General features: G+C 66.1%; 22 protein-coding genes, 3 tRNA genes and 1 pseudogene. 11 read left to right on the top strand and 15 right to left on the bottom strand.

Translation table 11 applies throughout. From position 1 onward, the window contains the following. Window positions 1-20 precede the first annotated feature (20 nt). The 4 genes from gyrA (at window position 21) to ABLE92_RS14150 (ending at window position 3,954) form a co-directional block, all read left to right on the top strand. Window positions 21-2,507: a DNA gyrase subunit A gene (gene gyrA, locus ABLE92_RS14165; protein ID WP_348805417.1), complete on the top strand. Its 2,487-nt coding sequence runs from the start codon at window positions 21-23 to the stop codon at window positions 2,505-2,507. Between the two features lie 181 nt (window positions 2,508-2,688). Further along, window positions 2,689-3,648 carry a DUF3566 domain-containing protein gene (locus ABLE92_RS14160; RefSeq protein WP_348805416.1) on the top strand — a complete coding sequence of 320 codons (960 nt, stop codon included), beginning with the start codon at window positions 2,689-2,691 and terminating at the stop codon, window positions 3,646-3,648. 84 nt (window positions 3,649-3,732) lie between these two features. After that, window positions 3,733-3,806, top strand: a tRNA-Ile gene (locus ABLE92_RS14155). Between the two features lie 72 nt (window positions 3,807-3,878). Further along, window positions 3,879-3,954, top strand: a tRNA-Ala gene (locus ABLE92_RS14150). A gap of 463 nt (window positions 3,955-4,417) precedes the next feature. Here the strand turns inward: ABLE92_RS14150 and ABLE92_RS14145 are convergent. From ABLE92_RS14145 to ABLE92_RS14135, 3 genes and pseudogenes are all read right to left on the bottom strand, one after another. Next, the gene (locus ABLE92_RS14145; protein WP_348805512.1) at window positions 4,418-5,128 is read right to left on the bottom strand and encodes a cutinase family protein; all 711 of its coding nucleotides are present in this window, start codon (window positions 5,126-5,128) and stop codon (window positions 4,418-4,420) included. 71 nt (window positions 5,129-5,199) lie between these two features. Beyond that, window positions 5,200-6,522: a protein kinase domain-containing protein gene (locus ABLE92_RS14140; RefSeq protein WP_348805415.1), complete on the bottom strand. Its 1,323-nt coding sequence runs from the start codon at window positions 6,520-6,522 to the stop codon at window positions 5,200-5,202. Between the two features lie 22 nt (window positions 6,523-6,544). Further along, a pseudogene (locus ABLE92_RS14135) lies at window positions 6,545-6,841 on the bottom strand (NUDIX domain-containing protein); the annotation flags it as partial. Here ABLE92_RS14135 and ABLE92_RS14130 point away from each other — a divergent pair. Further along, complete coding sequence (locus tag ABLE92_RS14130; RefSeq protein WP_348805414.1) at window positions 6,767-6,988, top strand: hypothetical protein; 222 nt, start codon at window positions 6,767-6,769, stop codon at window positions 6,986-6,988. The pseudogene ABLE92_RS14135 and the gene ABLE92_RS14130 overlap by 75 nt on opposite strands. Before the next feature lie 206 nt (window positions 6,989-7,194). Here ABLE92_RS14130 and ABLE92_RS14125 read toward each other — a convergent pair whose 3' ends face one another. Then, window positions 7,195-7,824 (bottom strand): DUF4190 domain-containing protein, encoded by a 630-nt coding sequence (locus ABLE92_RS14125; protein WP_348805413.1) that lies wholly within the window; start codon window positions 7,822-7,824, stop codon window positions 7,195-7,197. A gap of 295 nt (window positions 7,825-8,119) precedes the next feature. Between ABLE92_RS14125 and ABLE92_RS14120 the strand changes: the two genes are divergently transcribed. Continuing rightward, on the top strand, window positions 8,120-8,491 hold the full coding sequence (locus tag ABLE92_RS14120; RefSeq protein WP_348805412.1) for a hypothetical protein: 372 nt from the start codon (window positions 8,120-8,122) through the stop codon (window positions 8,489-8,491). 167 nt (window positions 8,492-8,658) lie between these two features. Here ABLE92_RS14120 and ABLE92_RS14115 read toward each other — a convergent pair whose 3' ends face one another. Continuing rightward, complete coding sequence (locus ABLE92_RS14115; protein WP_348805411.1) at window positions 8,659-8,901, bottom strand: hypothetical protein; 243 nt, start codon at window positions 8,899-8,901, stop codon at window positions 8,659-8,661. Between the two features lie 74 nt (window positions 8,902-8,975). Between ABLE92_RS14115 and ABLE92_RS14110 the strand changes: the two genes are divergently transcribed. Both ABLE92_RS14110 and ABLE92_RS14105 read left to right on the top strand, forming a co-directional pair. Next, on the top strand, window positions 8,976-9,497 hold the full coding sequence (locus ABLE92_RS14110; protein WP_348805410.1) for a peptidylprolyl isomerase: 522 nt from the start codon (window positions 8,976-8,978) through the stop codon (window positions 9,495-9,497). Continuing rightward, a complete protein-coding gene (locus tag ABLE92_RS14105; RefSeq protein ID WP_496560806.1) occupies window positions 9,494-10,417 on the top strand; it encodes a rhomboid family intramembrane serine protease in 924 nt (307 codons plus the stop codon). The genes ABLE92_RS14110 and ABLE92_RS14105 overlap by 4 nt, the downstream gene beginning before the upstream one ends. A 19-nt stretch (window positions 10,418-10,436) precedes the next feature. Here ABLE92_RS14105 and ABLE92_RS14100 read toward each other — a convergent pair whose 3' ends face one another. Both ABLE92_RS14100 and crgA read right to left on the bottom strand, forming a co-directional pair. Beyond that, window positions 10,437-10,904, bottom strand: coding sequence for a PH domain-containing protein (locus ABLE92_RS14100; RefSeq protein ID WP_348805408.1), 468 nt, complete (start codon window positions 10,902-10,904; stop codon window positions 10,437-10,439). A gap of 106 nt (window positions 10,905-11,010) precedes the next feature. Then, window positions 11,011-11,301 (bottom strand): cell division protein CrgA, encoded by a 291-nt coding sequence (gene crgA / locus ABLE92_RS14095; RefSeq protein ID WP_348805407.1) that lies wholly within the window; start codon window positions 11,299-11,301, stop codon window positions 11,011-11,013. A gap of 120 nt (window positions 11,302-11,421) precedes the next feature. On the opposite strand from crgA, the gene ABLE92_RS14090 reads away from it, so the two are divergent. Next, the gene (locus ABLE92_RS14090) at window positions 11,422-12,147 is read left to right on the top strand and encodes an aminodeoxychorismate/anthranilate synthase component II (protein ID WP_348805406.1); all 726 of its coding nucleotides are present in this window, start codon (window positions 11,422-11,424) and stop codon (window positions 12,145-12,147) included. Between the two features lie 20 nt (window positions 12,148-12,167). On the opposite strand, the gene pknB is transcribed toward ABLE92_RS14090, so the two are convergent. From pknB to ABLE92_RS14050, 8 genes are all read right to left on the bottom strand, one after another. Next, window positions 12,168-14,078 carry a Stk1 family PASTA domain-containing Ser/Thr kinase gene (gene pknB, locus ABLE92_RS14085; protein ID WP_348805405.1) on the bottom strand — a complete coding sequence of 637 codons (1,911 nt, stop codon included), beginning with the start codon at window positions 14,076-14,078 and terminating at the stop codon, window positions 12,168-12,170. A gap of 4 nt (window positions 14,079-14,082) precedes the next feature. Next, the gene (locus ABLE92_RS14080; protein ID WP_348805404.1) at window positions 14,083-15,441 is read right to left on the bottom strand and encodes a protein kinase domain-containing protein; all 1,359 of its coding nucleotides are present in this window, start codon (window positions 15,439-15,441) and stop codon (window positions 14,083-14,085) included. After that, on the bottom strand, window positions 15,438-16,919 hold the full coding sequence (locus ABLE92_RS14075; protein ID WP_348805403.1) for a penicillin-binding transpeptidase domain-containing protein: 1,482 nt from the start codon (window positions 16,917-16,919) through the stop codon (window positions 15,438-15,440). Before ABLE92_RS14075 ends, ABLE92_RS14080 begins: the two co-directional genes overlap by 4 nt. After that, window positions 16,916-18,346 carry an FtsW/RodA/SpoVE family cell cycle protein gene (locus ABLE92_RS14070; RefSeq protein ID WP_348805402.1) on the bottom strand — a complete coding sequence of 477 codons (1,431 nt, stop codon included), beginning with the start codon at window positions 18,344-18,346 and terminating at the stop codon, window positions 16,916-16,918. The genes ABLE92_RS14075 and ABLE92_RS14070 overlap by 4 nt, the downstream gene beginning before the upstream one ends. Continuing rightward, complete coding sequence (locus ABLE92_RS14065; RefSeq protein ID WP_348805401.1) at window positions 18,343-19,881, bottom strand: PP2C family protein-serine/threonine phosphatase; 1,539 nt, start codon at window positions 19,879-19,881, stop codon at window positions 18,343-18,345. Before ABLE92_RS14065 ends, ABLE92_RS14070 begins: the two co-directional genes overlap by 4 nt. Continuing rightward, on the bottom strand, window positions 19,878-20,342 hold the full coding sequence (locus ABLE92_RS14060; RefSeq protein WP_348805400.1) for an FHA domain-containing protein FhaB/FipA: 465 nt from the start codon (window positions 20,340-20,342) through the stop codon (window positions 19,878-19,880). Before ABLE92_RS14060 ends, ABLE92_RS14065 begins: the two co-directional genes overlap by 4 nt. Before the next feature lie 232 nt (window positions 20,343-20,574). Further along, window positions 20,575-21,843 (bottom strand): FHA domain-containing protein, encoded by a 1,269-nt coding sequence (locus tag ABLE92_RS14055; protein WP_348805399.1) that lies wholly within the window; start codon window positions 21,841-21,843, stop codon window positions 20,575-20,577. A 52-nt stretch (window positions 21,844-21,895) separates the two neighbouring features. Next, the gene (locus ABLE92_RS14050) at window positions 21,896-22,144 is read right to left on the bottom strand and encodes a hypothetical protein (RefSeq protein ID WP_348805398.1); all 249 of its coding nucleotides are present in this window, start codon (window positions 22,142-22,144) and stop codon (window positions 21,896-21,898) included. Between the two features lie 38 nt (window positions 22,145-22,182). On the opposite strand from ABLE92_RS14050, the gene ABLE92_RS14045 reads away from it, so the two are divergent. After that, window positions 22,183-22,268, top strand: a tRNA-Leu gene (locus tag ABLE92_RS14045). A 219-nt stretch (window positions 22,269-22,487) separates the two neighbouring features. After that, window positions 22,488-24,926 carry a type I restriction-modification system subunit M gene (locus tag ABLE92_RS14040; protein WP_348805397.1) on the top strand — a complete coding sequence of 813 codons (2,439 nt, stop codon included), beginning with the start codon at window positions 22,488-22,490 and terminating at the stop codon, window positions 24,924-24,926. The last annotated feature ends 92 nt before the right edge of the window (window positions 24,927-25,018 follow it).

Raw genomic sequence — 25,018 nt, 5'->3', positions numbered from 1 at the left:
CACCTTGACAAGGACACTTCATGACTGACACCACACTGCCGCCCGCCGGCGGCGAAGGCGACCGCGTCGAACCGGTCGACCTCGGCCAGGAGATGCAGAACAGCTACATCGATTACGCGATGAGCGTGATCGTCGGCCGTGCACTCCCCGAGGTCCGCGACGGTCTCAAGCCGGTGCACCGCCGACTGCTCTACGCCTCCTTCGACGCCGGTTTCCGTCCCGACCGCAGCTACGTCAAGTCGGCGAAACCCGTTGCGGAGACGATGGGTAACTACCATCCGCACGGTGACTCGGCGATCTACGACGCGCTGGTGCGTCTGGCCCAGCCGTGGTCGATGCGCTATCCGCTGATCGACGGTCAGGGCAATTTCGGCTCCCGCGGCAACGACGGCCCCGCCGCCATGCGTTACACCGAGGCCCGGCTGACCCCCCTCGCCATGGAGATGTTGCGTGACATCGACGAGGACACAGTCGATTTCACACCCAACTACGACGGCAAGACCAACGAGCCGACGGTGTTGCCGGCCCGTATCCCGAACCTGTTGATGAACGGGTCCGGCGGTATCGCCGTCGGTATGGCCACCAACATCCCGCCGCACAACCTCAACGAGGTCGCCGAGGCCATCTTCTGGGCGCTGGAGAACTTCGAGGCCGACGACGAAACCACCCTCGCCGCGTGCATGGAGCGCATCAAGGGACCGGACTTCCCCACGGCCGGTTTGATTGTCGGCAGTCAGGGGATCAAGGACGCCTACACCACCGGCCGCGGCTCGATCCGCATGCGTGGTGTCACCTCCATCGAGGAGGCCAAGGGTGGCGCCACCCAGATCGTCATCACCGAGCTGCCGTATCAGGTCAACCCGGACAACATGATCGCCTCCATCGCCGAGCAGGTGAACGAGGGAAAGCTCAAGGGCATCAGCAAGATCGAGGATCACTCCTCAGATCGTGTGGGTCTGCGCGTCGTCGTCACCCTGCGCCGCGACGCGGTCGCCAAGGTGGTGCTGAACAACCTCTACAAGCACAGCCAGCTGCAGACCAGCTTCGGCGCCAACATGCTGTCCATCGTCGACGGTGTGCCCCGCACCCTGCGCCTGGACCAGATGATCCGCTACTACGTGGCCCATCAGATCGACGTCATCGTGCGGCGCACCCGTTACCGGTTGCGCAAGGCCGAGGAGCGCGCCCACATCCTGCGCGGTCTGGTGAAAGCCCTTGACGCCCTTGACGAAGTGATCGCGTTGATCCGGGCGTCGGCCAACACCGAGGCCGCCCGCACCGGGTTGATGGATCTGCTGGAGATCGACGAGATCCAGGCCGATGCGATCCTCGCCATGCAGCTGCGCCGGTTGTCGGCGTTGGAGCGGCAGAAGATCATCGACGACCTCGCCGAGATCGAGCGCGAGATCGAGGATTACAAGGACATCCTCGCCCGGCCCGAACGCCAACGGTCGATCGTCCGTGACGAGCTCACCGTCGTCGTGGAGAAGTACGGCGACGAACGTCGTACGAAGATCATCGCCGCCGACGGCGACGTCACCGACGAGGATCTCATCGCCCGCGAGGACGTCGTCGTCACCATCACCGAAACCGGCTATGCCAAGCGCACCAAGACCGATCTGTATCGCAGTCAGCGACGCGGCGGCAAGGGTGTGCAGGGCGCCGGCCTCAAGCAGGACGACATCGTGGCGCACTTCTTCGTGTGCTCCACCCACGACTGGATTCTGTTCTTCACCACCAAGGGCCGGGTCTACCGCGCCAAGGCGTATGAACTGCCGGAGGCCAACCGCACCGCCCGCGGTCAGCACGTGGCCAACCTGCTGGCCTTCCAGCCGGAGGAGCGCATCGCGCAGGTCATCCAGATCAAGGCCTACACCGACGCCCCGTACCTGGTGCTCGCCACCCGCAACGGCCTCGTCAAGAAGTCCAAGCTCGAGGACTTCGACTCGAACCGTTCCGGCGGCATCACCGCGATCAATCTGCGCGGTGAGGATGAGTTGGTGGGTGCACAGCTGTGCAGCGCCGACGACGACCTGCTGCTGGTCAGCGACAAGGGGCAGTCGATCCGGTTCCACGCCGACGACGAGGCACTGCGTCCGATGGGCCGGGCCACCTCGGGTGTCCAGGGCATGCGGTTCAACGAGGACGATCAGCTGTTGTCGCTCAATGTCGTTCGCGAGGGCACATACTTGCTGGTCGCGACGTCGGGCGGCTACGCCAAGCGCACCGGCATGGATGACTACCCGGTGCAGGGACGTGGCGGCAAGGGCGTCCTGACGATCCAGCACGATCGTCGACGCGGCACCCTGATCGGCGCCCTCATCGTCGACGACGACACCGAGCTGTACGCCATCACCTCCGGTGGCGGCGTCATCCGCACGGCGGCCAAGCAGGTCCGCAAGGCCGGTCGCCAGACCAAGGGTGTGCGCCTGATGAACCTCGATGAGGGGACCACGCTGCTGGCGATTGCCCGCAACGCCGACGAACCCGACCCCGACGCCGAGTAGAGGACCCTCGGGTAGGCGAGGGCCACTTCGCCAACAAAACAATTCGGACACAAGACGGGCCGCGACGCCGGAACAGCGTCGTGGCTCGACTTGTGTGACGGCCACAACGGTTAGGGTGGAGCCATTGCGGCCAGAGCAGTAGGAAGCCACCGCGGACGTGCCGAGTGAGGATAAGACGCCAGTGAGCCAACCGAACGACCCGGACAAGAAGACATCGCCGTCCCCGGCGAAGGGACCCACGGCGTCGGGTGCCTCCGATGACGTGGCCACCACGACGAGCATTCCCACTGCCGGATCGCCGTCCGGAGCTTCCCCGTCGACGTCCGGTCCCCAGCCGGGTCCGCAGCGCGGTGGTCTGGTGCCGCCGTGGCAGCGCGGTCCGGGTGGCCCAGACGGCACGAATCCGGTCGGTTCGGCGCAGGCCCCGATGCCGTCGGGCAGCGCCCCGACCGAACAGATCGTCAACGGCCGCGGCGGCACCCCGCGCGGCGTGGTCACCGGCAGTGGCACCGCCGCCGCGAGCATGAGTGGCCAGCAGGCACCGGTGAAGAAGCTCGACGCGCCGCCGGTGGGTCCGGCCGCACCGACGACAGAGGCACCCCGCGGCCGGTTCGTGGAGACACCGACGCGGACGATCGCACGCGAACCGTCGGCGGGGGAGAAGCTGCCCGACCTCGACGAGATCCACCACACCTCCGGCGAGGCGACACGAGCGGGTGCCGCTGCGGCTGCGGCCGGTGTGGCGACCCGCTCCGCACCGACGCAGGTCGGCTCCGGACGAGCCCTGCGCGCCGCCGTTCAGGTCCGCCGTCTCGACCCGTGGGCAACCTTCAAGGTGGTCGGCGTGCTCGCCATCGTCGGCTTTGTGATCTGGATGATCGCCGTGGCCGTGCTCTACCTGGTCCTCGACGGCATGGGTGTGTGGGAACAGGTCAACAGTTCCTTCGGGACCCTGGTCACCGCAGACGGCGCCACCAGTGGCGACATCATCGGCGCCGGCAGCGTGTTCCTGTACGCCGGCATCCTCGGCGTCGTGAACGGGATCCTGATCACCGCGCTGGCAACCATCGGTGCCTACATCTACAACCTGGTGGCCGATATGGTCGGCGGACTCGAGGTCACACTCGCCGACCTCGACTAGAGGATCATCCCAGGTCAGAGCCGGTGTTCCGGAGGCGTTTTGGTGTCCGGGCACTACGTCGGGTAATCTCTGTCCTCGGTTCAAGGGCCTATAGCTCAGGCGGTTAGAGCGCTTCGCTGATAACGAAGAGGTCGGAGGTTCAAGTCCTCCTAGGCCCACTGGGATCACTCGCAGCAGCGGTTTCGCAGCGCGAGATCCCGACCCGAAAACGTCGATCACACGGTCGGCGAGGGGCCTTAGCTCAGTTGGTAGAGCGCTGCCTTTGCAAGGCAGATGTCAGGAGTTCGAATCTCCTAGGCTCCACCACCACCCTCCATCTCCATTCGCCAAGCACGCGACTGCCTTGGTGAGGTCCTTGTCGTTGATGTCGGAGCGTTTGAATTCGGTCGTGAAGGTCTCTCCACCTGCGATCAGTACGCGTGACTCCATGGACTAATTATGCGTAAGTATGGATCAGACTGGCCCGAGTGATCCTGGAGTCATAACTTTTGAGAAGTATGACGCGCCCCCGCCTGCCCGTGGGTGCCAAAGAGCGGGCAAGGCGGTGCGGGACAGCGCCAGGAGACCTGTGCCCGCGCTGGTCCAGGACCAATTCCAAACATGCCTCACCCACCTCGTCCACCCCGACCTCAATCTGGGTCGTGCGCGACAACGCTGCTGCTGTACCACCCACATTTACCAACACCACCCACATTCAGCGCGTGGCGCAGGGAAGACACGTCCACCCCCCGCCGACGGCGAGGGGTGGACTGGTTTGGTCAGGGGAGGTCTAGCGGCGCGCGGTGACGTACTGCGCGGCGTCGACGGTCATGCCGTTGACGGCGTACAGCACGTGCAGCCCGTTGGGTTGCCCCACGGGTGCACCGTCACAGACGACGTCACCGGCGATGCAGTAACTCTTCGTCTTGCGCGCGTAGAGCGGACCGACATTCATCGGTGGGGCACCGACCTGCCGAATCCATTGCTCCGACGGCGGAGCGAACAGTACGACGGCCTTGACGTGCGACGCGACGTCGGGACTCAACGCCGGCGGCACCCGGTCCTCGTACTGCTGATCCTGGGGTTCGAGTTGGATCTTGTTCCCCAGGGCGTAGGTCGCGACGACCCCGCCCTGTGAGTACCCGCCGACGACGATGTCCGTGGACGGACAGGCCGAAGCCAGGTAGTTGACGCGCCGCTGGGTGTCGTTGACACCCTTCACCACACCTTCGACGAAGGCGACGCGATTGTTGAAGTTACTGCCTGCCGGATAGTTCACGCCGTAGACAGCCACCGATTGACCGGGAAGCTGATTACGTAGCGCTGCGACGAACGATTCGCCGGTGACGCCGACAGGAGGTGCGGTTTCAACGGTGCCGCGGGCGAATACGACCTCGACATCGGGACAGTTGGGAGCCGCCGCAGCCTGAGGTGCGGGACCGAGAAGCGCGCCGGCCACCACCATGGCCAGGCCGGACAAAATCAGAAGTGGACGTCTGATCATGAAGCCGATGCTACGGGACAGGTCACTGGTGTGGAGGCCATGAGCCAGATCCGCCGTCGCCGATACGGTCAGGGCCCGGCCAGCAGCGACAGCGGGAACACCCGCGTTCCGGCAAGAACCGCACTGATCGTGGTCACGACCCCGAGGCCATGCGTCGCGAGATGCGACGCCTGTTCCAGGGTGAACCATTCGGCACCGAGAGAGTGACCATTCGGCGCCTTCCGGGGATGGACGCGGTGGTCCAGAGCGCGGGCGGCAAACACCGTGACGAAGTGCGGTTCACCCCTGTCGTCGATCGAATGGTCAAGGCGCAGAACGCCTTCGAGACCAACGCGCAGGCCGGACTCCTCCCAGCAATGTCGCACGGCCGCGTCGGGAACCGATTCACCGGGTGCCACACACCCCGACGGGAATCCCCAGCTGTGTGCCCCGTGCCGGGAGCGAACGAGCAGGACGTGTTCACCGAAGCGGACGACGACGCAGACGGTGGTCCAGGTTCTGAGGGCTTGTCGTGCCGGTGCCGGGAAGTCGGCCGAGGGCTCGGTGGTCCGCGTGCTCGGCCTCTGGTGTGCCGCCGGGCCCCGTAGCGCGTCGGACAGCGCGGTTGCGAAGGTGCCGCAGTCGGTGAACCGCGATGCGGGGTCGACCGCCATCGCCCTCGCCAGGACGGGATCGGCGTGGGCCAGATCGGGTCGGCGCGAGCTGATCAGGGGCGGGAGTTCACCGGACCGGGCCGCGAGGGCGAGTGGCGATCGCCCCGGAAACGGCAGTTCGCCGGTCAGCAGTTCGAACGCGGTAACCGCAAGGGAGTACTGATCCGACAGTCCGGTCGCCGGGTCTCCCTCGATGACCTCCGGTGATACGTAGGCGCGCGTCCCGACGACGATGCCGGCCGCGGTCAGCCGTGTGGACTCCAGCCGCGCGATTCCGAAGTCGAGGATCGTGACGTCGGCGATCTGACCATCGGTGCCGCGGGTGACCATGATGTTGCCGGGTTTGATGTCGCGGTGGACGACACCGTGGCGGTGGGCATAATCGAGGCCGGCGGCCACCGACGACACCACCGTCGCGACATCGGCCGGGGTGAGGTGTTCCTGCTCGAGATCGTCTCCCTCGATCAGTGGCATGGTGAACCACGGGGTGCCGTCGGTGATGCCGAAGTCGTAGATGGCGATGATCGATCGATGGGACAGGCCCGCCGCCGCACGCGCTTCGTTGACGAAGCGTCGTTCCATGGTCGGATCCGCGACCACGAGGTCGGCGATGGTCTTGAGGGCCTGGCGTCGCCCGAGATACATGTGTTCGACCTGATAGACCTTGCCCATCCCGCCGGCACCTATCTGGGACAAGACCCGGTAGGTGGCGAACTCGTCTCCGGGCTTCAGGGACATGATCCGAGAGTGGCTCGGGGAGTCAACCGACGAGCGACAGCGGGTAGACACCGCCACCGTCGAGCAGGTGCCGGGCCAGGTCACCGACGTCGGGACTGCGCAGTGGGAGTTCGCTGAGCTCGTCGAAGGTGAACCACCCAGCGCCCAGGGACTCTTCGTTCGGATAGGTGCGCGGCTGCGCATTACCTACTGGCCGAGCGGTGTAAATGACCCGCAGACGCGCATCACCGTTGGGTGTGGGAGTGTGGACCGCTCCGACCACGCCTTCCAGGACGACGTCGACGCCGGATTCCTCCCGCGTCTCCCGCAGGGCGGCGTCGGTGAGGGCTTCCCCGGCCTCGACTCGGCCCGCAGGAAAGTACCAGGTCTGCCCATGTTGCGTTCGTGGATGAGCAGAAACCTGTCACCGAGACGCGCGATCACGACCACAAAGGTCCACGTCGGAATCGGTGCCCTGACCATGTGAGATTTTTATCATCCAGAACGACATTTACGAATACGAACAGCCGGAATTGACGGGTATTGCCTCAGCGCCGTTATCGCGCGAGAAGTCCTTGGTCCACAATCGGTAATGTCGCATCACAAACAAATTCGCGATAGACCGATCCGAAGTTCACGCAGCCTGTCGTCGGGTCGGATGACACGATCGTCGAACCATCAACCGCAGCTTGCTCAACGAAGGACGAGCAACAAGACATACGCGATGATGGCGACGACCGCTGCGACGATGTACGCCCAACCGACGACGATCGCGACCTGAGCGAAGGCCTCGCCGTACTGGCGAGTCCGACGGATCTGGCCGCGTGCACGGTATCCGAGGTACAGCCCGACCGGCGACACACATCCCAGCACCGACAGCACCATCGCCCAGATGGCCAGGGTGTTGGTCCCCGGAGTGGGACCGGACCTCGGTGCCGCCCCCGACTTAGCGGGTCGTGCGGGCGCGCCGGGACGGCGCGTGCTGGTTCCCTGCCCGGACACGGGCGACTCCTTGGACAGTGACGGCGCCGCGGTGGTCTCCGCGGCCTGCCGCGGCTCGGGCGCCCCGGCGATCGGATCGGCGGGGCTCTTCTCGGTGACAGCCGAGTACGCCAGCGCCGGATTCCCGGGATTGCTCGGTGTGGGGTTGTTCTCTGCGAGATTGTTCGGCGCGTCGGTCGCCTTCTGGGTTTCCGACGGCTCGCCGACGGGGACACCCGGCGGGCGCTGCGGGCCGACAACACCGGGCGGAGGGCCGGGCCGACGTGCGCCGGGCGGGATCGGTGCGCCGGGCGGTGGTCGCCGTCCGGGTGGCGGCGGCATCCGTGTGCCCGTACCGGGGCGTGCGCCGGGCGGCGGGCCACCACGCCACCCCGGTCGTGGGCCTTGGCCGGTGGTCGAGGGTCCGTCCGGTCGTGGTCCCTGACCGGTGGTCGAGGGTCCGTCCGGTCGTGGTCCCTGACCGGTGGTCGACGGCACCCCGGGGCCCGGTCGTGGTCCCGGCCCCGTCGTCGACGGCACCCCCGGTCGTGGTCCCTGACCGGTGGTGGACATCGGCGCCGGACGAGGCCCAGAATCGGTGCCGCCCAACGATTGTGGGGGTCGTGGTCCCTGGCCCGTGGAGGACATCCGATCGGGGCGGGGTGGGACACCGGCATCGGCCACCGGCAACCGTGGGTTCGACGACCCGGGCGCGGTCGGCGGTGCAGGAGTACCGGGCGAAGGAGCACCCGGCGCGGGCCGACCACGCGGAGAGGAAACGTTTCCGGGAGCACTCGGCGGTACCGGACCGGGCGGCGCGCTCGGCCGCGGAACCCGCAGCGAGGGATTGGAGCCGCTCAGCGGCGCGGTGGGCGGGCGTTCCCACGGTGCGGACGCCGCGCCGGTGCCCTCGTCTGGGGTGGTCGCGCCACCGGTACTCGGCCGGGGGATTGATGGTGACGATTCGCTCGACGCCGGGCCGGCACTCGGCGTCCGCGTCGGAGACTGAGTCGGGGTGTCACCGGATCCGGGCACCGACCAGCCGCCGGTGGATCCACCGGAGCCGGATGTCGACGACGTCGACGATCCGCCCGGCGCATCATCGCTCGAGGCGCCATCGGGGCGAGGCTCGCCCGGAGGGCGGCTGTCGTCGGAACTCACCGGTCCAAATTACCCTCAGGACGCCTCGGCCGAACCGTTGGCCGAACCGTCGGTCGAGATATCGGGCGTCTGGGCGCCGGCGTCGGGCGCCACGGAGTCCACGGCGTCGTCACGGGCGAAGTCCTCCACCCGGGGCACGGTTGCCGACACCGGCAGGATCTCGTTGCGACTGCGTCGGAGGAGAATGACCGCGCCGACGGTGGTGGACACCGCGGCCACCGCCGCCCCGACGAGCAACAACACGTACTTCTTCGACATGCCCACAGGGTGCCAGGTGGAAACGTCCGGTGCTAGTCGCCCACCACGTCGTCACGATTTGGTTGGATGGGTGTGTGAGCACATCAACACAGACCGCCATCATTCACACCAATCGCGGCGACATCAAGGTCGACCTGTTCGGCAATCACGCACCCGAGACCGTTGCCAACTTCGTCGGTCTCGCCGAGGGCACCAAGGAGTACAGCGAGCCCAACGCATCGGGCGGCAACTCCGGTCCGTTCTTCGACGGTTCGGTCTTCCACCGGGTCATCGAGGGCTTCATGATCCAGGGCGGCGATCCCACCGGCACCGGTCGCGGTGGACCGGGGTACCGCTTCAAGGACGAATTCCACCCGGAGCTGCAGTTCGACCGCCCCTACCTGCTGGCGATGGCCAACGCCGGACCTGGCACCAACGGATCGCAGTTCTTCATCACCGTCGGCCCCACCCCGCACCTGAACCGTCGGCACACCATCTTCGGTGAGATCACCGATCCCGCGTCGCAGCAGGTGGTCGACGCGATCGCCACCACCTCCACCGACCGCTCCGATCGTCCGCTCGACGCCGTGGTCATCGAGAAGATCGAGGTCGCCTGACCATCCCCACCGCCGGTCCGACGGCGGTCTGTTACCGACATCCCGACCGCCCCACCGCGTTGTCCTGCACGCGGTGCGGGCGGCCGGCCTGTCCGGAGTGCCTGCGACCGGCCGCGGTCGGTGCGCAGTGCGTCGACTGCGTCCGCGATCAGGGAACGCAGCAGGTGACGCGGCCCGGCTTCGGTGACCGCGGGGTGCGGCCCGTCGTCGCCCGCGTCCGCACGGCACGGCGCCCCATCGCCACCTACACCCTGATCGCGATCAACGTCGCGGTGTTCGCCTACACCGTGTACGCGGCGGGTTCCTTCGACGTGCAGATCTCCGCCCCGCTGCTGCACGGCGAACTCGTCCGCGGCAACGTCATCCTCGGCGAGTACTGGAGACTGCTCACCGCCGGTTTCCTGCACTACAGCCTGATCCACCTCGCGGTGAACATGGTGTCCCTGTACATCCTGGGTCGTGACCTCGAAATCGCTTTGGGCATAGGGCGTTTCGTCATGGTGTACATGATTGCTCTGTTCGGCGGCAGCGCTGCGGTGATGCTGCTGCAGGGCAACGAGACCCGATCGGCGGGCGCCTCCGGCGCGATCTACGGCCTGATGGGCGCGATGCTCGTGGTGGTCCTGCGCCTGCGGATATCGCCCGCGCCGGTGCTGACGATCATCGCGATCAACCTCGTCATGTCGTTCACCATCCCCGGCATCTCGATGGCCGCCCACGTCGGCGGCCTGATCTTCGGCGCCGCGGCGACGGCCGCCTTCATCTTCGCCCCCCGGCTGCTGCCGGCGTCGGGTCGATCCGAGTCGGCTGCGAACATCGTCGGCTGGTCGGGCGCCGCCCTGTTGTTGGTCACGGCGATCGCCATCAGCGTGATCGTCGCCGTCACCTACAGCGGCCCGATCATGGTCTACATCCGCTGAGACGGCCGCTCATACGGCATCAGCGTGGAGAATCCTCCACCGGATAGCCCGCGTCGGCCAGGGCGTCGACGACGTCGAGTAGGTCGGCGCCCAGATCCCAGCGGCTGAACACGATCAGCTTGGGTTCGGAGTCCGCCGGGCCGTAATCGATCTCCAGCTGGCCCGAGCGCCGACCGATCCGCCGCATCGAGAGAATCCGGATGCGTTCCACCTCGGCGGGAGTCAGGGTGATCTCCCCACCGATCCGCCGGATCGTCAGCGTCGGCGACGGACCGGACGTCACCGACAGGCGCGGCCGGATCAGGGCCGCGTAGGCCCCGAATCCGAGGAGCATCGCCCCGGCGATCGCCATGATCGTGCGACCCGCCGCATCGGTGGAGACGAGGATCGCACACAGCAGCAGCGCGGCGCCGCCGACCAGCAGCGCGGCGACCGCGGGCATGGGCGTCGCCCACGCACGTGTGGAGGAATCGGCAGAGTTATCCACAGGACTTACTCACAGTGGGGATGACTTACACACATGTAATTTACACAGTGTGGATAACCTGAAAACCGCTGTGACCAGCACAGATGCGGTTTCTCGGTGGTCCGTGTCAGCGCCACCGCATGGTCATCAACAGGCCGGCGACCATCAGCGCGAAGCCGATCAGGAAGTTCCACGCACCGAGGTTGGCCATCCAGTGCAGGGCCTGGCCCTCGCCGCCGTAGGTGGTGGCGCTCGCCGCGAGGTAGTACACGATCAGCCAGGCCAGCCCGAGCAGCATGAGACCGAGCATGACGCCGACGTAGATGCTGCTGGAGGGACCGACCTTCACCTTGACCGGCGTGCGGCTGGCCGGGTTGATGGTGTAATCGGTCTTCTTCCGGACTTTTGACTTCGGCATGACTTCCTCGCGTTGTACTGGCGACGTGTACGTCAAGAGGACGTACACGTTTGCCCTCTACGGTATCGCACCAGGTCGGTGCCACGAGACGGGTGAAGGAGGGCGGGTAATCTCACACAGATGACCAGCCCAACACCTGTGTCGTCGTCGACCGGCCGCATACTCGTCATCGACAACTACGACAGCTTCGTCTACAACCTGGTGCAGTACCTCGGCCAGCTCGGCGTCGAGGCGACAGTGTGGCGTAACGACGACCCCCGGCTCACCGACGACGAGGGCGCCTTCACCGACGAGTCACTGCGGGCCGCGGTCGCCGGTTTCGACGGTGTGCTGTTGAGCCCGGGCCCGGGAACCCCGCAGCGCGCCGGTGCGACGATGCCGCTGGTCGGGGTGGCCGCCGACGGCGGGGTCCCGCTGCTCGGGGTGTGTCTGGGCCACCAGGCCATCGGGGCGGCGTTCGGTGGCACCGTCGACCGCGCACCGGAACTGCTGCACGGGAAAACGTCGAAGGTCTTCCACGATCAGGTCGGTGTGCTGCGCGGACTGCCGGATCCGTTCACCGCGACCCGCTATCACTCGCTGACCGTGCTTCCCGAGACCATCCCCGACGACCTCGTCGTCACCGGACGCACGGAGTCGGGCATCGTGATGGGTCTGCAGCATCGCGAGCTGCCGATCCACGGGGTGCAGTTCCATCCCGAGAGCGTGCTCACCCAGGGCGGTCATCGCATGCTGGCCAACTGGCTGACGATCTGCGGCATCGCGATCGACGAGTCCGCGGTGCGGGCGCTGGAGGCGGAGATGGCCGAGGCGATCGGGCCCACGCTCAGCGCGCACTTCGGCTGACGAACGCCGGGATCACCGCATCAGCCGGGCAGCAGACTCGCGCGTCCCACCACGACGGAAACCGAACCGTTCTTGAGGAGCTTGGCCCCGTCTCCCGGACTCTGCGAGAGCACCTTGCCGTCGTCGGAGCTGCCCAGCGCCACATTGCGCGTCGTCTGGGTCAGGGTCCCGTTCCACCCGGCCCGCTGCAGCGTGGATCGGGCCTGATCGACGGTCTGTCCGGACAGGTTGGGCACGACGATCATGTTGCCGCGCGAGATGGTCAGCTGCACCGTGGATCCCTGCTCGACGGTCGTCCCGCTGGTGGGTGAGGCGTTGACCACCTGGCCCTGCGGCAGCTCCGAGTTACCCTCCACGACGGCGACCTCGAGACCGAGCTGCTCCAGTTCGGAGCGGGCGGCCGACTCGAACTGGCCGACCAGGCTGGGGACGGTCACCTCCTTCGGGCCGGTACTGACGCGCACGACCAGCGGATCGCGGATCGGGGCGTCGGTGCCGATCGCCGGATTGGTGTCGACGACCCGCCCCTCGGCGATGTTCCGCGAATCCACCTTGTCCACCCGGACGTTGGTGAAACCGTCGTCCTTGAGCATCGCGACGGCCTCGGCCTCGGTCTTGTTGCGCACGTCGGGAACCCGCTGGCGTTGCCGTCCGCTGGAGATGAACAGCTGAACCGTCGACCCTTCCGCGGTCGGCACGTTCGCGCCGGGCACCGAGCGGGTGGCACTGCCCGCGTCGACGGTCTCACTCGATTCGTCGACCTGGTTCACCGTGAACCCGGCCCGCTCCAGGGCGGTGCGCGCATCGGCCGCAGACAGTCCCGACACCGCGGGCACGGCCACCTTCTGCGCGGCGCTGTCCGACGCCCACGGCGCCCACCACAGCAGCAACCCGAGCAGCAGGACCGCGACCGCCGCCACCGAACCCCCGATGAGCCACGGGGAGCGACGCCGCGACGGCGGGTCGTCGGCGCTGTGCTTGCCGGTGACCGGGACGCGGCCCGAGTCGGCGCGCAGGGCCCGCCGCGGACCCGAGTCGAGCAGGGAGTTGCGGTCGTCCTCGCTCATCAGCAGCGGCGCCGACGGCTTCCCACCGGCGAGCACCTTGATCAGGTCCGAACGCAGTTCCGCCGCCGACTGGTAGCGGTTGTCCTTGTTCTTGCTCATCGCCTTCATGACGATGGAGTCGAGTTCCGGGGGGATCTCCGGGCGCACCTCCGACGGCCACCGCGGGTCCTCGTGGACATGCTGGTGGGCGACGGCGACGGGGGAGTCACCGGTGAACGGCGGCTCGCCGGTGAGCAGCTCGAACAGCACGCAGCCCATCGAGTAGATGTCGCTGCGCGGATCCACCTTGATGCCGCGGGCCTGCTCGGGGGAGAGGTACTGGGCGGTGCCCATCACCGCACTGGTCTGCGTCATCGTCGACGTGGAGTCGTTGATGGCGCGGGCGATGCCGAAGTCCATCACCTTGACCGCCCCGGACGAGTCGATCATCACGTTGGCGGGCTTCATGTCCCGGTGCACGATGCCGTTGCGATGTGAGAAGTCCATCGCCGCGGCCACGTCGGCCATCCACGTCATCGCCTGCCGCGGGGCCACCGGCCCGTTGCGGCGCAACACATCCCGCAGGGTCTCACCGTCGACGTACTCCATCACGATGAACGGCAGCGGACCGTCCTCGGTCTCGGCCTCACCGGTGTCGAAGACCTGCACGATGGTCGGGTGATTGAGCTTGGCGGCGTTCTGCGCCTCCCGGCGGAACCGCAGATAGAACGACGGGTCGCGGGCCAGGTCGGCGCGCAGCACCTTGATCGCGACGTCCCGGTTGAGCAGCAGGTCGCGGGCGTAATGCACCTCGGACATGCCACCGAAACCGAGCGTCTCGCCCAGTTCGTAGCGGTCGGAGAGGTGATGTGGGGTGCTCATCATGCGCTCAGAAGCAGATCGGCGGACAGAACGGGCCGGTTCCGGTCGCCGCCCCGGGGTCGGTCGTCGTCGGCGTCTCGGTCGTCTGGGTGGGCGGGGTCGTGGTCTCCTCGGTGGTGGTCTCTTCGGTGGTGGTGGTCCGCGTGGGACGACGGGTGGTGGTCTCCTCCGTCGTCTCATCGGTGGTCTGCGTGGTCCGCTCGGTGGTGGTCTCGGTGACCGTCGTCGACGACGGCAGCGGCGTGCTCGGTGTGTCGTCGTTGGCGCTGGCGAAGTAGTAGCCGATCAGCGCGATCGCACCGACCAGCAACGCTGCGGCCACCCCGGCGAGCACCTTCTGCCCGGTGGTCCATCCGCTGTCGGAGGTCGCCGCCGCCGCGGTCCGAGGGGGCTGGGTGGGTGTGGCCGCAGCCGTGGTGCCGCCGCTCATCGCGCGGGTGGACGGACGCGCCGCGGCCGCTGCCCCGGCACCGAGTGCGGCCCCCGCCGCTGCCGCGCCGGCGGCACCCGCGGCACCGGGCCGCGGCGGACGATGACCGGCCCGCACCGCGGCCACCGCGTCGGCGAAGGCGCCGCCGTTGGGATAGCGCTGCTTCGGATCCTTCGACATGGTGATGTCGATGAGTTCACGGACGTTGGCCGGAATCGCCTCCGGCAGCGGCGGCGGGGTTTCCCGGATGTGCTTCATCGCCACCGTGATGGCGCCGTCACCGAGGAACGGTCGACGACCCACCAGGGCCTCGTAGCCGACGACGCCCAGCGAGTACACATCCGACGCCGCGGTCGCGTCGTCGCCGGTGGCCTGTTCCGGGGAGATGTACTGCGCGGTGCCCATCACCATGCCGGTCTGCGTCACCGGTGCGGCGTCGACGGCCTTGGCGATACCGAAGTCGGTGATCTTCACCTGACCGGTCGGGGTGATGAGGATGTTGCCGGGCTTGACGTCGCGGTGCACCAGGCCTTGACCGTGCGCGGCCTGCAGCGCACGGCCGGTCTGCTCGAGCATGTCGAGGGTGTTGGTCACCGACAGCCGGCCCATCCGTGAGATCACGGCGTTGAGCGGCTCACCGTCGACGAGCTCCATCACCAGATACGCCAGGGTGCCGCCACCACGATCGGCGGTCTCGCCGTAGTCGAAGACGTTCGCGATGCCCGGATTGTTCAGCTTGGCGGTGGTCTGCGCCTCGGTGCGGAACCGCGCGGCGAACTCGGGATCGTCGGAGTACTCCGCCTTGAGCACCTTGACCGCGACCCGGCGATTGAGCCGGGTGTCGAGCGCTTCCCAGACCTGTCCCATACCGCCGGTGGCGATGAGACGCATCAGCCGATAGCGGTCGGCGATGATGGAGCCGTTCTGCAACGTCATCGTCCACCTCCTACATACGCATTGATCACCGCTCGGCCGATGGGTCCGGCGACAGTATTACCGACCGAACTCACACCGAACTTCCCATTCTCCACCACGACGGCCACCGCGATCTTCGCGTCATTGGACGGCCCGAAGGCGATGTACCACGTGTAGGGCGTGCTGGTCTCCCGATCACCGTGCTCGGCGGTACCCGTCTTCGACGCGATCTGCACTGAACCACTCGAGGAATTCGAGTTGTTCTCCGAGGCGACCATCATCGTCGTCAGGTCGGCTGCCTGTTGCGCGGTGACCGGCGAGTTGATGCTCGTCGGTGGGGTCGTATAGAGGGTACGCAGGTCCGCCGACTGCAGTTTGTCGACGAGGTAGGGCTGCATGCGCACACCCGCATTCGCGACGGTCGAGGCGACCATCGCGTTCTGCAGGGCGGTCATCGCGACATCCTTCTGGCCGATCGCCGACAGCGCCAGCGACGCCCTGTCGGAAATCGGCCCGACCGTCGAGCGCACCACCGGCATCGGGATGTTCGGCGCCGGCTGATCCAGGCCGAACAGGCTCGCGGTCTCCTTGAGCTTGGCGGTCCCGTCGTCGACCTTGTTGAGCATCAGATCGGCGAAGGCGGTGTTGCACGAGTAGCGGATCGCGTCGGTCAGCGTCACGGTGCCGCCGCCCGGACACGTCTCCCCGCCGTAGTTCGGCAGCGTGGCGTTGCTGTCGGGCAGGCGGAAACCGGGCGCACCGCTCAGTTGCACATTCGGCGACAGGCCGTCACGCAACGCGGTCGCCGCCGTCACGATCTTGAAGGTCGAACCGGGGGCGTAGATCTCCTCGGTCGCCCGGTTCTGCAGTCGCTTGTCCGGTCCGGTGTCGACCGCCCACGCAGCCTCCCGGGTGGTCTGGTCGTGGCTGGACAGCAGATTCGGGTCGTAGCTGGGGGTGGAGACCATCGCCAGGATCTTGCCGGTGCTCGGTTCCAGCGCGACGACCGCGCCGCGGCACGGGCCGTCGCAGGTGGCGCCGCTGTTCATCTGGTCGTAGGCGACCTGCTGCAGTCGCGGGTCGACGGTCGTGAGCACGTTGCCGCCCCGCGGGTCACGCCCGGAGAACATGTCGGTGAACCGCTGACCGAAGAGGCGGTCGTCGTTGCCGGTCAGGATCGAGTTCTCGTACTGCTCGAGTCCCGCCGAGCCGTACTGGATCGAGTAGTAGCCGGTGATCGGCGCGAAGGCCCGCGGGTTCAGCGGATACCGCCGCAGGTACTTGTAGCGGCTGTCGGTGGCCTCCGACATGGCGATGACCTGCCCGCCGGCGATGATCGCACCGCGCTGCCGGGAATACTCGTCGAGCAGCACACGGTCGTTGCGGGTGTCGTTGCGCAGCGAGTCGGCCTTGATGACCTGCACGTAGGTGGCGTTGGCCAGCAGGATGACGATGAGCACGACGACGGCCATCGACACCCGGCGGATCGGTGTGTTCACGCCTTCTTCACCGCCCGCGTCGGCAGCGACTCCACCGACTTCGGTGACGGCCGCCGTTTGGTGGGATCGGGTTCGCGGGCCGCGTTGGAGACGCGGATGAGCAGGGCGACGAGCACGTAGTTGGCCAGCAGCGACGAACCGCCGTAGGAGAGGAACGGTGTGGTCAGACCGGTCAGCGGGATCAGTTTGGTGACGCCGCCGACCACCACGAAGATCTGCACGGCGATGGTGAACGCCAGGCCGGTGGCCAGCAGTTTGCCGAAGCTGTCCCGCACGGCGACGCCGGTGCGCAGACCGCGCATGACGAAGATCAGGTACAGCATCAGGATCGCGGCCAGACCGAACAGGCCGAGTTCTTCACCGATGGTCGAGATGATGAAGTCGGTGTTGGCGAACGGCACCGCGTTGGGCCGCCCCGATCCGAGTCCGGTGCCGAACAGTCCGCCGGTGGCCAGCCCGAACAGGCTCTGGCCGATCTGGTAGCCGGTGTCGTAGAAGTCGGCGAACGGATCGCGCCAGACCGCGACGCGTATCTGCAGGTGACTGAAAAGGTTGTAGGCGACGATCGCCCCGACGGCGAACAGGCTCAGGCCCAGCACCAGCCAGCTGACCCGTTCGGTGGCGACGTACACCATGGTCAGGACCGTGGTGAAGATCAGCAGTGAGGTACCCAGATCCGACTCGAACGCCAGGACCGCGATCGCCAGTGCCCACGCCACCAGCAGGGGCCCGAGGTCGCGGGCCCGGGGGAAGTCGGTGCCGAGGAAGTGTTTGCCCGCGGTGGTGAACAGGTCTCGTTTGGACACCAGGAACGCCGCGGCGAAGATGATGATCAGAATCTTGGAGAACTCGCCGGGCTGAATGTTGAAGAACGGGGTGCGAATCCAGATCTTGGAGCCGTTGATCTCCGACAGCGACGACGGCAGGATCGCCGGGATCGCGAGGAAGATCAGGCCACCGAGGCCGAGGGTGTAGGCGTACCGGGAGAGCGTCCGGTGATCGCGGATGAGGATCAGGATGGCGGCGAACGCGATCATCCCCAGGAACGCCCACAGCAACTGCTGGTCGGCGTTGTTGGTGCGGGTGGTCGGATTGATCGACTCACCGGTGTTGCCGGAGCCGAGGTCGAGCCGGTGAATCAGCACCAGACCGAGCCCGTTGAGCACCGCGACGATCGGCAGGAACACCGGATCGGCGTAAGGCGCATAGCGGCGGATCACGAAGTGCCCCGCACCGAACAGTGCCACGTACGCGGCGACGTACTTGGCGATATCCCAGGTCAGCGACTCGCCCTGGGCGCTCTGGACGATGAGCAGCGCAATCGTCACCAACCCGATGGCACACAGGAGCAGCACCAGTTCGGCGGTGCGTCCGGACTGCTCGGGCTGGCTGGCAGGCGCATGCGTCGAGGCGGCGGTCTGGGTCATCCGCCAACCTGGCGGCAGTTCGGTGGCTCGTTCGGCGTCGTGCTCGGCGGGGCGGGGGTCGCCGGTGACGATTCGCTCGGTGACGACGCGTTCGGTGGGGACGCATCGGGTGTGGTCGTCGCGGGTGCGGGTGCCGGAACCGCCGTCGCCGGCGAGAACGTCGCCTGCTGCGGGGTGGTGGCCGTCGGCGCACTGGTCTCCGGAGCACCCGGCGTGGCGGGTTCCGGTGTCGACTTGTCCTCGACCGGTGGGGCCGGCGGGCACGGATCCTTGAGTTCCAGTTCGGACGTCCTGGTCGGGATGTCGTCGAGCGAGATGCCGGAGATCCCGTGATCACGCACCGCGTTCTGCGACGCCATCTGCAGGTCGACGAGCTTCAGTTCGGTGCACGCATCGGTGCTGTCGGCGGGGATGAACGTGATCTCCGCGTCCTTCGACGCCGGATCGACGATGCAGCCCTTCTGCGACAGATTTTGGACTGTGTAGAACAGCACCGAATCCGGCGAGCCCTGGAACACCACGACGTTGCCGTCCTGTTCGCCGACGTAGTACGTGCGATGCAGGTACGAGCGGATGAAGAAGAAACCGGCGAGCAGGGCGGCCACGACGAGCAGTGCGACGGCACCGGCGATCCAGCGTCCCTTGTGGCCGCGACGAGCGACCGGTTCCTCATCGGGCAGGATCGTCGGTTGCTGTGGTGCCGCGAGGGGCGGGCGCAGGGCCGCGGCCCGGCCGGCCGCGGTCTTGGGATCGGGGGTGTAGGCGTCCGCGCCGTGCCCGGCGGCGCCGCCGACGATGGGCCGGGAGTCGCCGTAGTCGGTGTCGACGATGTCGGCGAGGACGACGGTGACGTTGTCGGGTCCGCCGCCGCGCAACGCCAGCTCGATGAGGCGGTCGGCACATTCGCGGTAGTCGGTGATCGAACCGAGGGTTTCGGCGAGGGTCTCCTCGCTGACCACATCGGACAAGCCGTCGCTGCACAGCAGGTAGCGGTCACCGGCGCGGGCCTCCCGCACGGTCAGGGTCGGTTCGACCTCGGCGCCGGTCAATGCCCGCATGATCAGCGAGCGCTGCGGATGGGTGTGTGCCTGCTCCGGTGTGATGCGCCCCTCGTCGACGAGGGTCTGAACGAACGTGTCGTCGCGGGTGATCTGCGTCAGTTCCCCGTCGCGGTAGAGGTAACCGCGCGAGTCGCCGATGTGGCAGAGGCCAATTCGATTGCCCGCGAACAGGATTGCGGTGAGCGTGGTGCCCATGCCGTCGAGTTCGGGTTTCTCCTCGACCTGCGCGGCGATGGCGTGGTTACCGACCTGGGTGGCGTGATTGAGCGCGCCGAGCAGGTCGCTGCTCGCGTCGTCGTCGTCGAGGGAGCGCAGCGCCTCGATGACGAGTCGGCTCGCCACCTCACCCGCGGCGTGGCCACCCATACCGTCGGCGAGGGCGAGCAGGCGCGGACCCGCGTACGCGGAGTCCTCGTTGTTGGCTCGGACCAGACCTTGGTCGCTGCGCGCGATATAGCGCAATACGAGTGTCACGGGCGGAGCTCGATCACGGTCTTGCCGATGCGGATCGGCGTGGACAACGGCACCTTCACCGCCGTGGTCACCTTGGACCGGTCCAGGTAGGTGCCGTTGGTGGAGCCCAGGTCTTCGACATACCAGTCATCCCCCCGACGGGACAGGCGTGCGTGGCGTTCTGAGGCGTAATCGTCGGTGAGGACGAGGGTGGAGTCGTCGGCGCGACCCAGCAGCACCGGTTGGGTGCCCAGCGTGATGCGGGTGTTGGCGAGGTTGCCCTGCGTCACCACCAGATACTTCGCCGCCCCGCGGGTCGTCGGCTTGCCCCTGTTCTTGTCACCACTCGAACGGAACCGGGGCATCCGCGAACCGGATGCGGTCGCGATGTCGGCACGCACGGTACGGATCACGGCGTAGACGAACAGCCAGAGCAGAATCAAGAACCCCAGCCGGGTCAGTTGCAGCACCAACCCCTGCATGTCGTCATCCACCTCCGTGCGTTCGTCGTCACTTGTGCGTTGTCGTCACCGATCGGCAATCGGCCCCCCAGGATACGAGGGCAGGCCGACAGGGGACCGCACAACGGACCCGAGTGCATCTTATGGGCTGGATCCCGGTCTTCGGCCATTCGGATGTGTCAGTTACATATCAACGATCGACGGCAACGCGGGTTGCCGTGATCGTTCTCCGACGTCGACCGGGGTATTGCCGCTACTGGAAACGGACGGTGATGTCGGAGTGTCCGACGCGGATGCGATCGCCGTCGGCGAGCTCCCAGCTGTTGACCTGAACGTCGTTGACGGTGGTGCCGTTGGTGGAGTTGAGGTCGGTCAGCATCGCGGTGCTGCCGTCCCAGCGGATCTCCAGGTGACGACGCGACACGCCGGTGTCGGGGAGACGGAACTGGGCGTCCTGGCCGCGGCCGACGACGTTGGAGCCCTCCCGCAGCTGGAAAGTCCGGTTGCTGCCGTCCTCGAGCAGAAGGGTGATCGCGGTCGGCGCGTAGCCGGCGGCCGGGCGTCCGTAGCCCTGGTCGTATCCGTAGCCACCTTGCTGGCCGTAGCCGCCCTGCTCGTACCCCTGCTGGGCGTAACCCTGGTCGTAGCCACCCTGCTGGCCGTAGCCCTGCTGGTCGTATCCGTAGCCGCCCTGCTGGCCGTAGCCGCCCTGGTCGTAGCCCTGCTGGCCGTAACCCGGCTGAGGCTGCGCGTAACCCTGGTCGTAACCGCCCTGCTGGCCGTAGCCGCCCTGGTCGTACCCCTGCTGCTCATAGCCCTGCTGGCCGTAACCCGGCTGCGAGCCGTATCCGGGCTGCGACGCGTGGCCCGGCTGCTGGCCGTAGCCGGCCTGGTCGTAGCCCTGCTGACCGTAGGCCTGCGGGTCGTAGCCGCCCTGCTGGCCGTACCCCTGCTGGTCGTAGCCCTGGTAGTCATACCCGCCCTGCTGGCCGTAGCCGCCCTGGTCATAGGCCGGATCCGGGCCCCTGCGCTGGTCGTATCCGGGGTTCTGGGTCATTTCTGGGGCTCCTACTTCTCGGGCCGCACCGTCGGGATGCGGTTGTGACTGGGGACGTGGCGCGGGGCCTCCCGTCGCCGGCCGGGGCCGGGCGTCCGGGTTGACCGTGCCGCGCGCACGAAAGATACCTGTATGCAACGAGGGCGATTGATCGAACTCGACGACCACCTCACCGTATGTCTGCCACCCGTTGTCTTTGATGTAGTTCTCCAGATGCTTGGAGAAACGTTTGCGATTCAGTTCGTACTCGGCCGCGATGTGCTCGTGATCGGTCGGACTGAACAGCAAGGTGTAGCTGTTGGCGGCGAGAACGGTACCGCCGCCGAGATCTTCCAATGACTCCTCGGCTTCGCGCTGTAAGCCGCTCTCGATCTCCTGCGGAGCGACCTCGCCACCGAAGACGCGGGCGAAGCCGTCATCGACAGCTCCCTCGAGCTTGCGCTCGAAGCGTTGCAATATCCCCACCGTCGACCTCCCTTCGCGGCTGTTGTCTGGCGTGTCGCCGTGCGTATGGCCTTCATGGATGATACCGATACTGACGGCCAGGGCTGTCATCAAGCAACTGCAGTACCGTCCGCATCACGCGCACCACGGTGCCCGACGTCTCGCCCGTGTCCTGGAAATCATCCCTGACCAGCACTTTGACGTCCACCCCCGACATGCCCTCCGCTCGAATGACAATCCGCGGGATTCGGGTCGGACGGAACGATTTTTCTTTCCGGGTGGGGTGCGTGCTATCGTTCTCCAGGCCGTTGATCGAACCCAACGATCGATGGTCATGCCAGTCGAGAAATCGGCGGTCACGGGCGAGTGGCGGAATGGCAGACGCGCTGGCTTCAGGTGCCAGTGTCCTTCGGGACGTGGGGGTTCAAGTCCCCCTTCGCCCACCACGGAGCGGTTCACTACAGTTTCACATTCGAGGTCACAGTCCTTCCGAGGCTGTGACCTCTTCTTTTGTTTCTGGTTTTCTGTTCCGGGTGGCAGCTTTCTGATTCCGGGGACTCGGGCCAGTACCGTCCCCCTGAGGTGCCCGTGAACCGCTCCTGAACGCACTAGGGTTGTGCCTTGTTTGCAGGGAACACCCCCCGTGTTTGTGGAAGGCCGGTGCCGTGGCGCTGAAGAAGTCGGATCTGTACTCATCACTCTGGGCGAGCTGCGATCAGCTCCGCGGGAGCATGGACGCAAGCCAGTACAAGGACTACATCCTCACGCTGCTGTTTGTGAAGTACGTGTCCGACAAGGCGAAGGCCGACCCGAACACCCTTATCGACGTGCCTCGCGGCGGGTCTTTCGACGACCTCCTCAAGGCGAAGGGATCGGTCGAGATTGGTGACCGCTTCAACAAGGTCATCGCCAAGCTGGCCGAAGCCAACGAACTGCGCAACGTCATCGACCTCGCTGACTTCAACGACGAGGAGAAGCTCGGCAAGGGCAAGGAGATGCAGGACCGGCTCTCCAAGCTGGTCGAGATCTTCAACGGTCTGGACTTCCGAGGGTCCCGCGCCGAGGGCGATGACCTGCTTGGCGATGCCTACGAATACCTGATGCGCCACTTCGCCACAGAGTCAGGTAAGAGCAAGGGACAGTTCTACACTCCGGCCGAGGTGTCGCGGGTCATCGCCCAGGTCGTCGGGATCGGGCCACACACCAAGCGAGGCGAGACGGTCTTCGACCCCGCGTGCGGGTCCGGATCGCTGCTACTCAAGGCCGCCGCCGAGGCGCCACACGGCATGAGCATCTACGGCCAGGAGAAGGACTTCTCCACCTGGGCACTGGCCAAGATGAATATGATCTTGCACGGCAACGAGATTGCCGACCTCGCCAAGGGCGACACCATCACCAACCCGCAGTTCGTCAAAGGCAATCGGCTCGAACAATTCGACTATGTCGTGATGAATCCGCCGTTCTCGACAAAGTCGTGGAGCAACGGCCTCGAGAATGACTACGGACGCTTCGAATACGGTCGTCCGCCAGAGAAGAACGGCGACTACGCCTTCTTGCTCCATGCCCTCGCGTCCCTGAAGAGCACGGGTAAGGCGGCCATCATCATGCCGCACGGCGTGCTCTTCCGGGGCCATGCCGAAGCTATGATCCGTGAGCGTTTGCTTCAGCACGGCTTCATCAAGGGAATTATCGGGCTCCCTGCAAATCTGTTCTACGGCACCGGAATACCTGCCTGCATCGTCGTTCTCGACAAGGAGAATGCCAATGCCCGCACCGGCGTCTTCATGATCGACGCCTCCAAGGGCTTCATGAAGGACGGACCCAAGAACCGGCTGCGCAGCCGGGACATCCACAAGATTGTCGACACGTTCACCAATCAGCGTGAGATTCCCCGATACTCGCGTGTGGTTCCGCTGCGTGAAATCGCCGACGCCAAGAACGCCTACAACCTCAATATTCCTCGCTACATCGACTCCTCCGAACCCGAAGATTTGCAGGACCTCGATGCTCACATCAACGGCGGCATCCCCAACCGCGACCTCGATGCCCTCAGCGACTACTGGGATGCGTTCCCCAGCCTGAGTAAGCAGCTCTTCAAACGTAACCGGGCCGGCTATAGCGACCTACGCATCCCAGTCGGCGATGTACAGCAAGCGATCCTGGACTCCGCGGAGTTCAAGACGTTCAAAGAACGAGCGCAAGCCATCACGACGGACTGGTTCACCTCGCATCGTGCCCGACTCAGCCACATCACCGCCAACACCAACCCGAACCACCTGATCACCGAGATCGGTGACGACCTTCTGCATAGTTTCGCTGACGTGCCGTTGGTGGACGAGTACGACATCTTTGAGCAACTCATGACCTACTGGCACGAGGTCATGCACGATGATGTCTACCTAGTCATGAGTGACGGCTGGCTTGACGCAGCCAAGCCCCGCAAGACCATCGACGACAAGATCAGGAAGCTATCCGAGACACCCGATCTCGTGGTTGGCAAAGGACGAGGTGCCGCCAAGTACAAGATGGACCTCATCCCGCCGGCGCTGATCGTTGCCCGATACTTCGCTGCTGAGCAAGCTGAGCTCGACGATCTGAATGCGGCTGCCGATGACGCGACACGAGCCGTCGAGGAGTACATCGAAGAGAACGGGACTGAGGATGGGCCGCTCGCCGAGTCCATGGACGACGGCAAGGTGACCAAGGCACTCGTGAGTGCGCGCATTCGGGTAGCCAAACGCGAAGGGGCAGACCCGGATGAGATCGGAGCCCTGGGCCAACTTCTCAAGCTGTACGACGCCGAGGCCGACACGAAGAAAGCATCCAAAGATGCGCAGGTCGAACTGGACCAGGTGACACTGGACAAGTACGGAGATCTGGCCATGGGTGATGTCAAAGCTCTTGTACTCGATGACAAGTGGCATGCCGTCGTGCATAGCCGGGTGAGCGGTGAGGTTGAAGACCTTACTCTCGAACTTGTTGCGCGAATCCAGCAACTTGGCGAACGCTATGCGGAGACTGCAGATCGCCTCGAAGCTGAACTCGAAGATGTTAACGCAGTTGTGCTCGAGCACCTGCGCACCATGGGGGTCAATCCGCTGTGAAGGTTGACTCGCCTCGCGACTGGAGTGACACTGCTCTGCTCGATCTCGTTCAAATCACGAGCCACCTCGTGGACCCTCGCGATGATCGGTAT

Source organism: Gordonia oleivorans (assembly GCF_040044975.1).
Classification (GTDB): domain Bacteria; phylum Actinomycetota; class Actinomycetes; order Mycobacteriales; family Mycobacteriaceae; genus Gordonia; species Gordonia oleivorans.
Note: the sequence above shows the minus strand (reverse complement) of the source record. Positions and strands in the feature narration are given on the sequence as shown.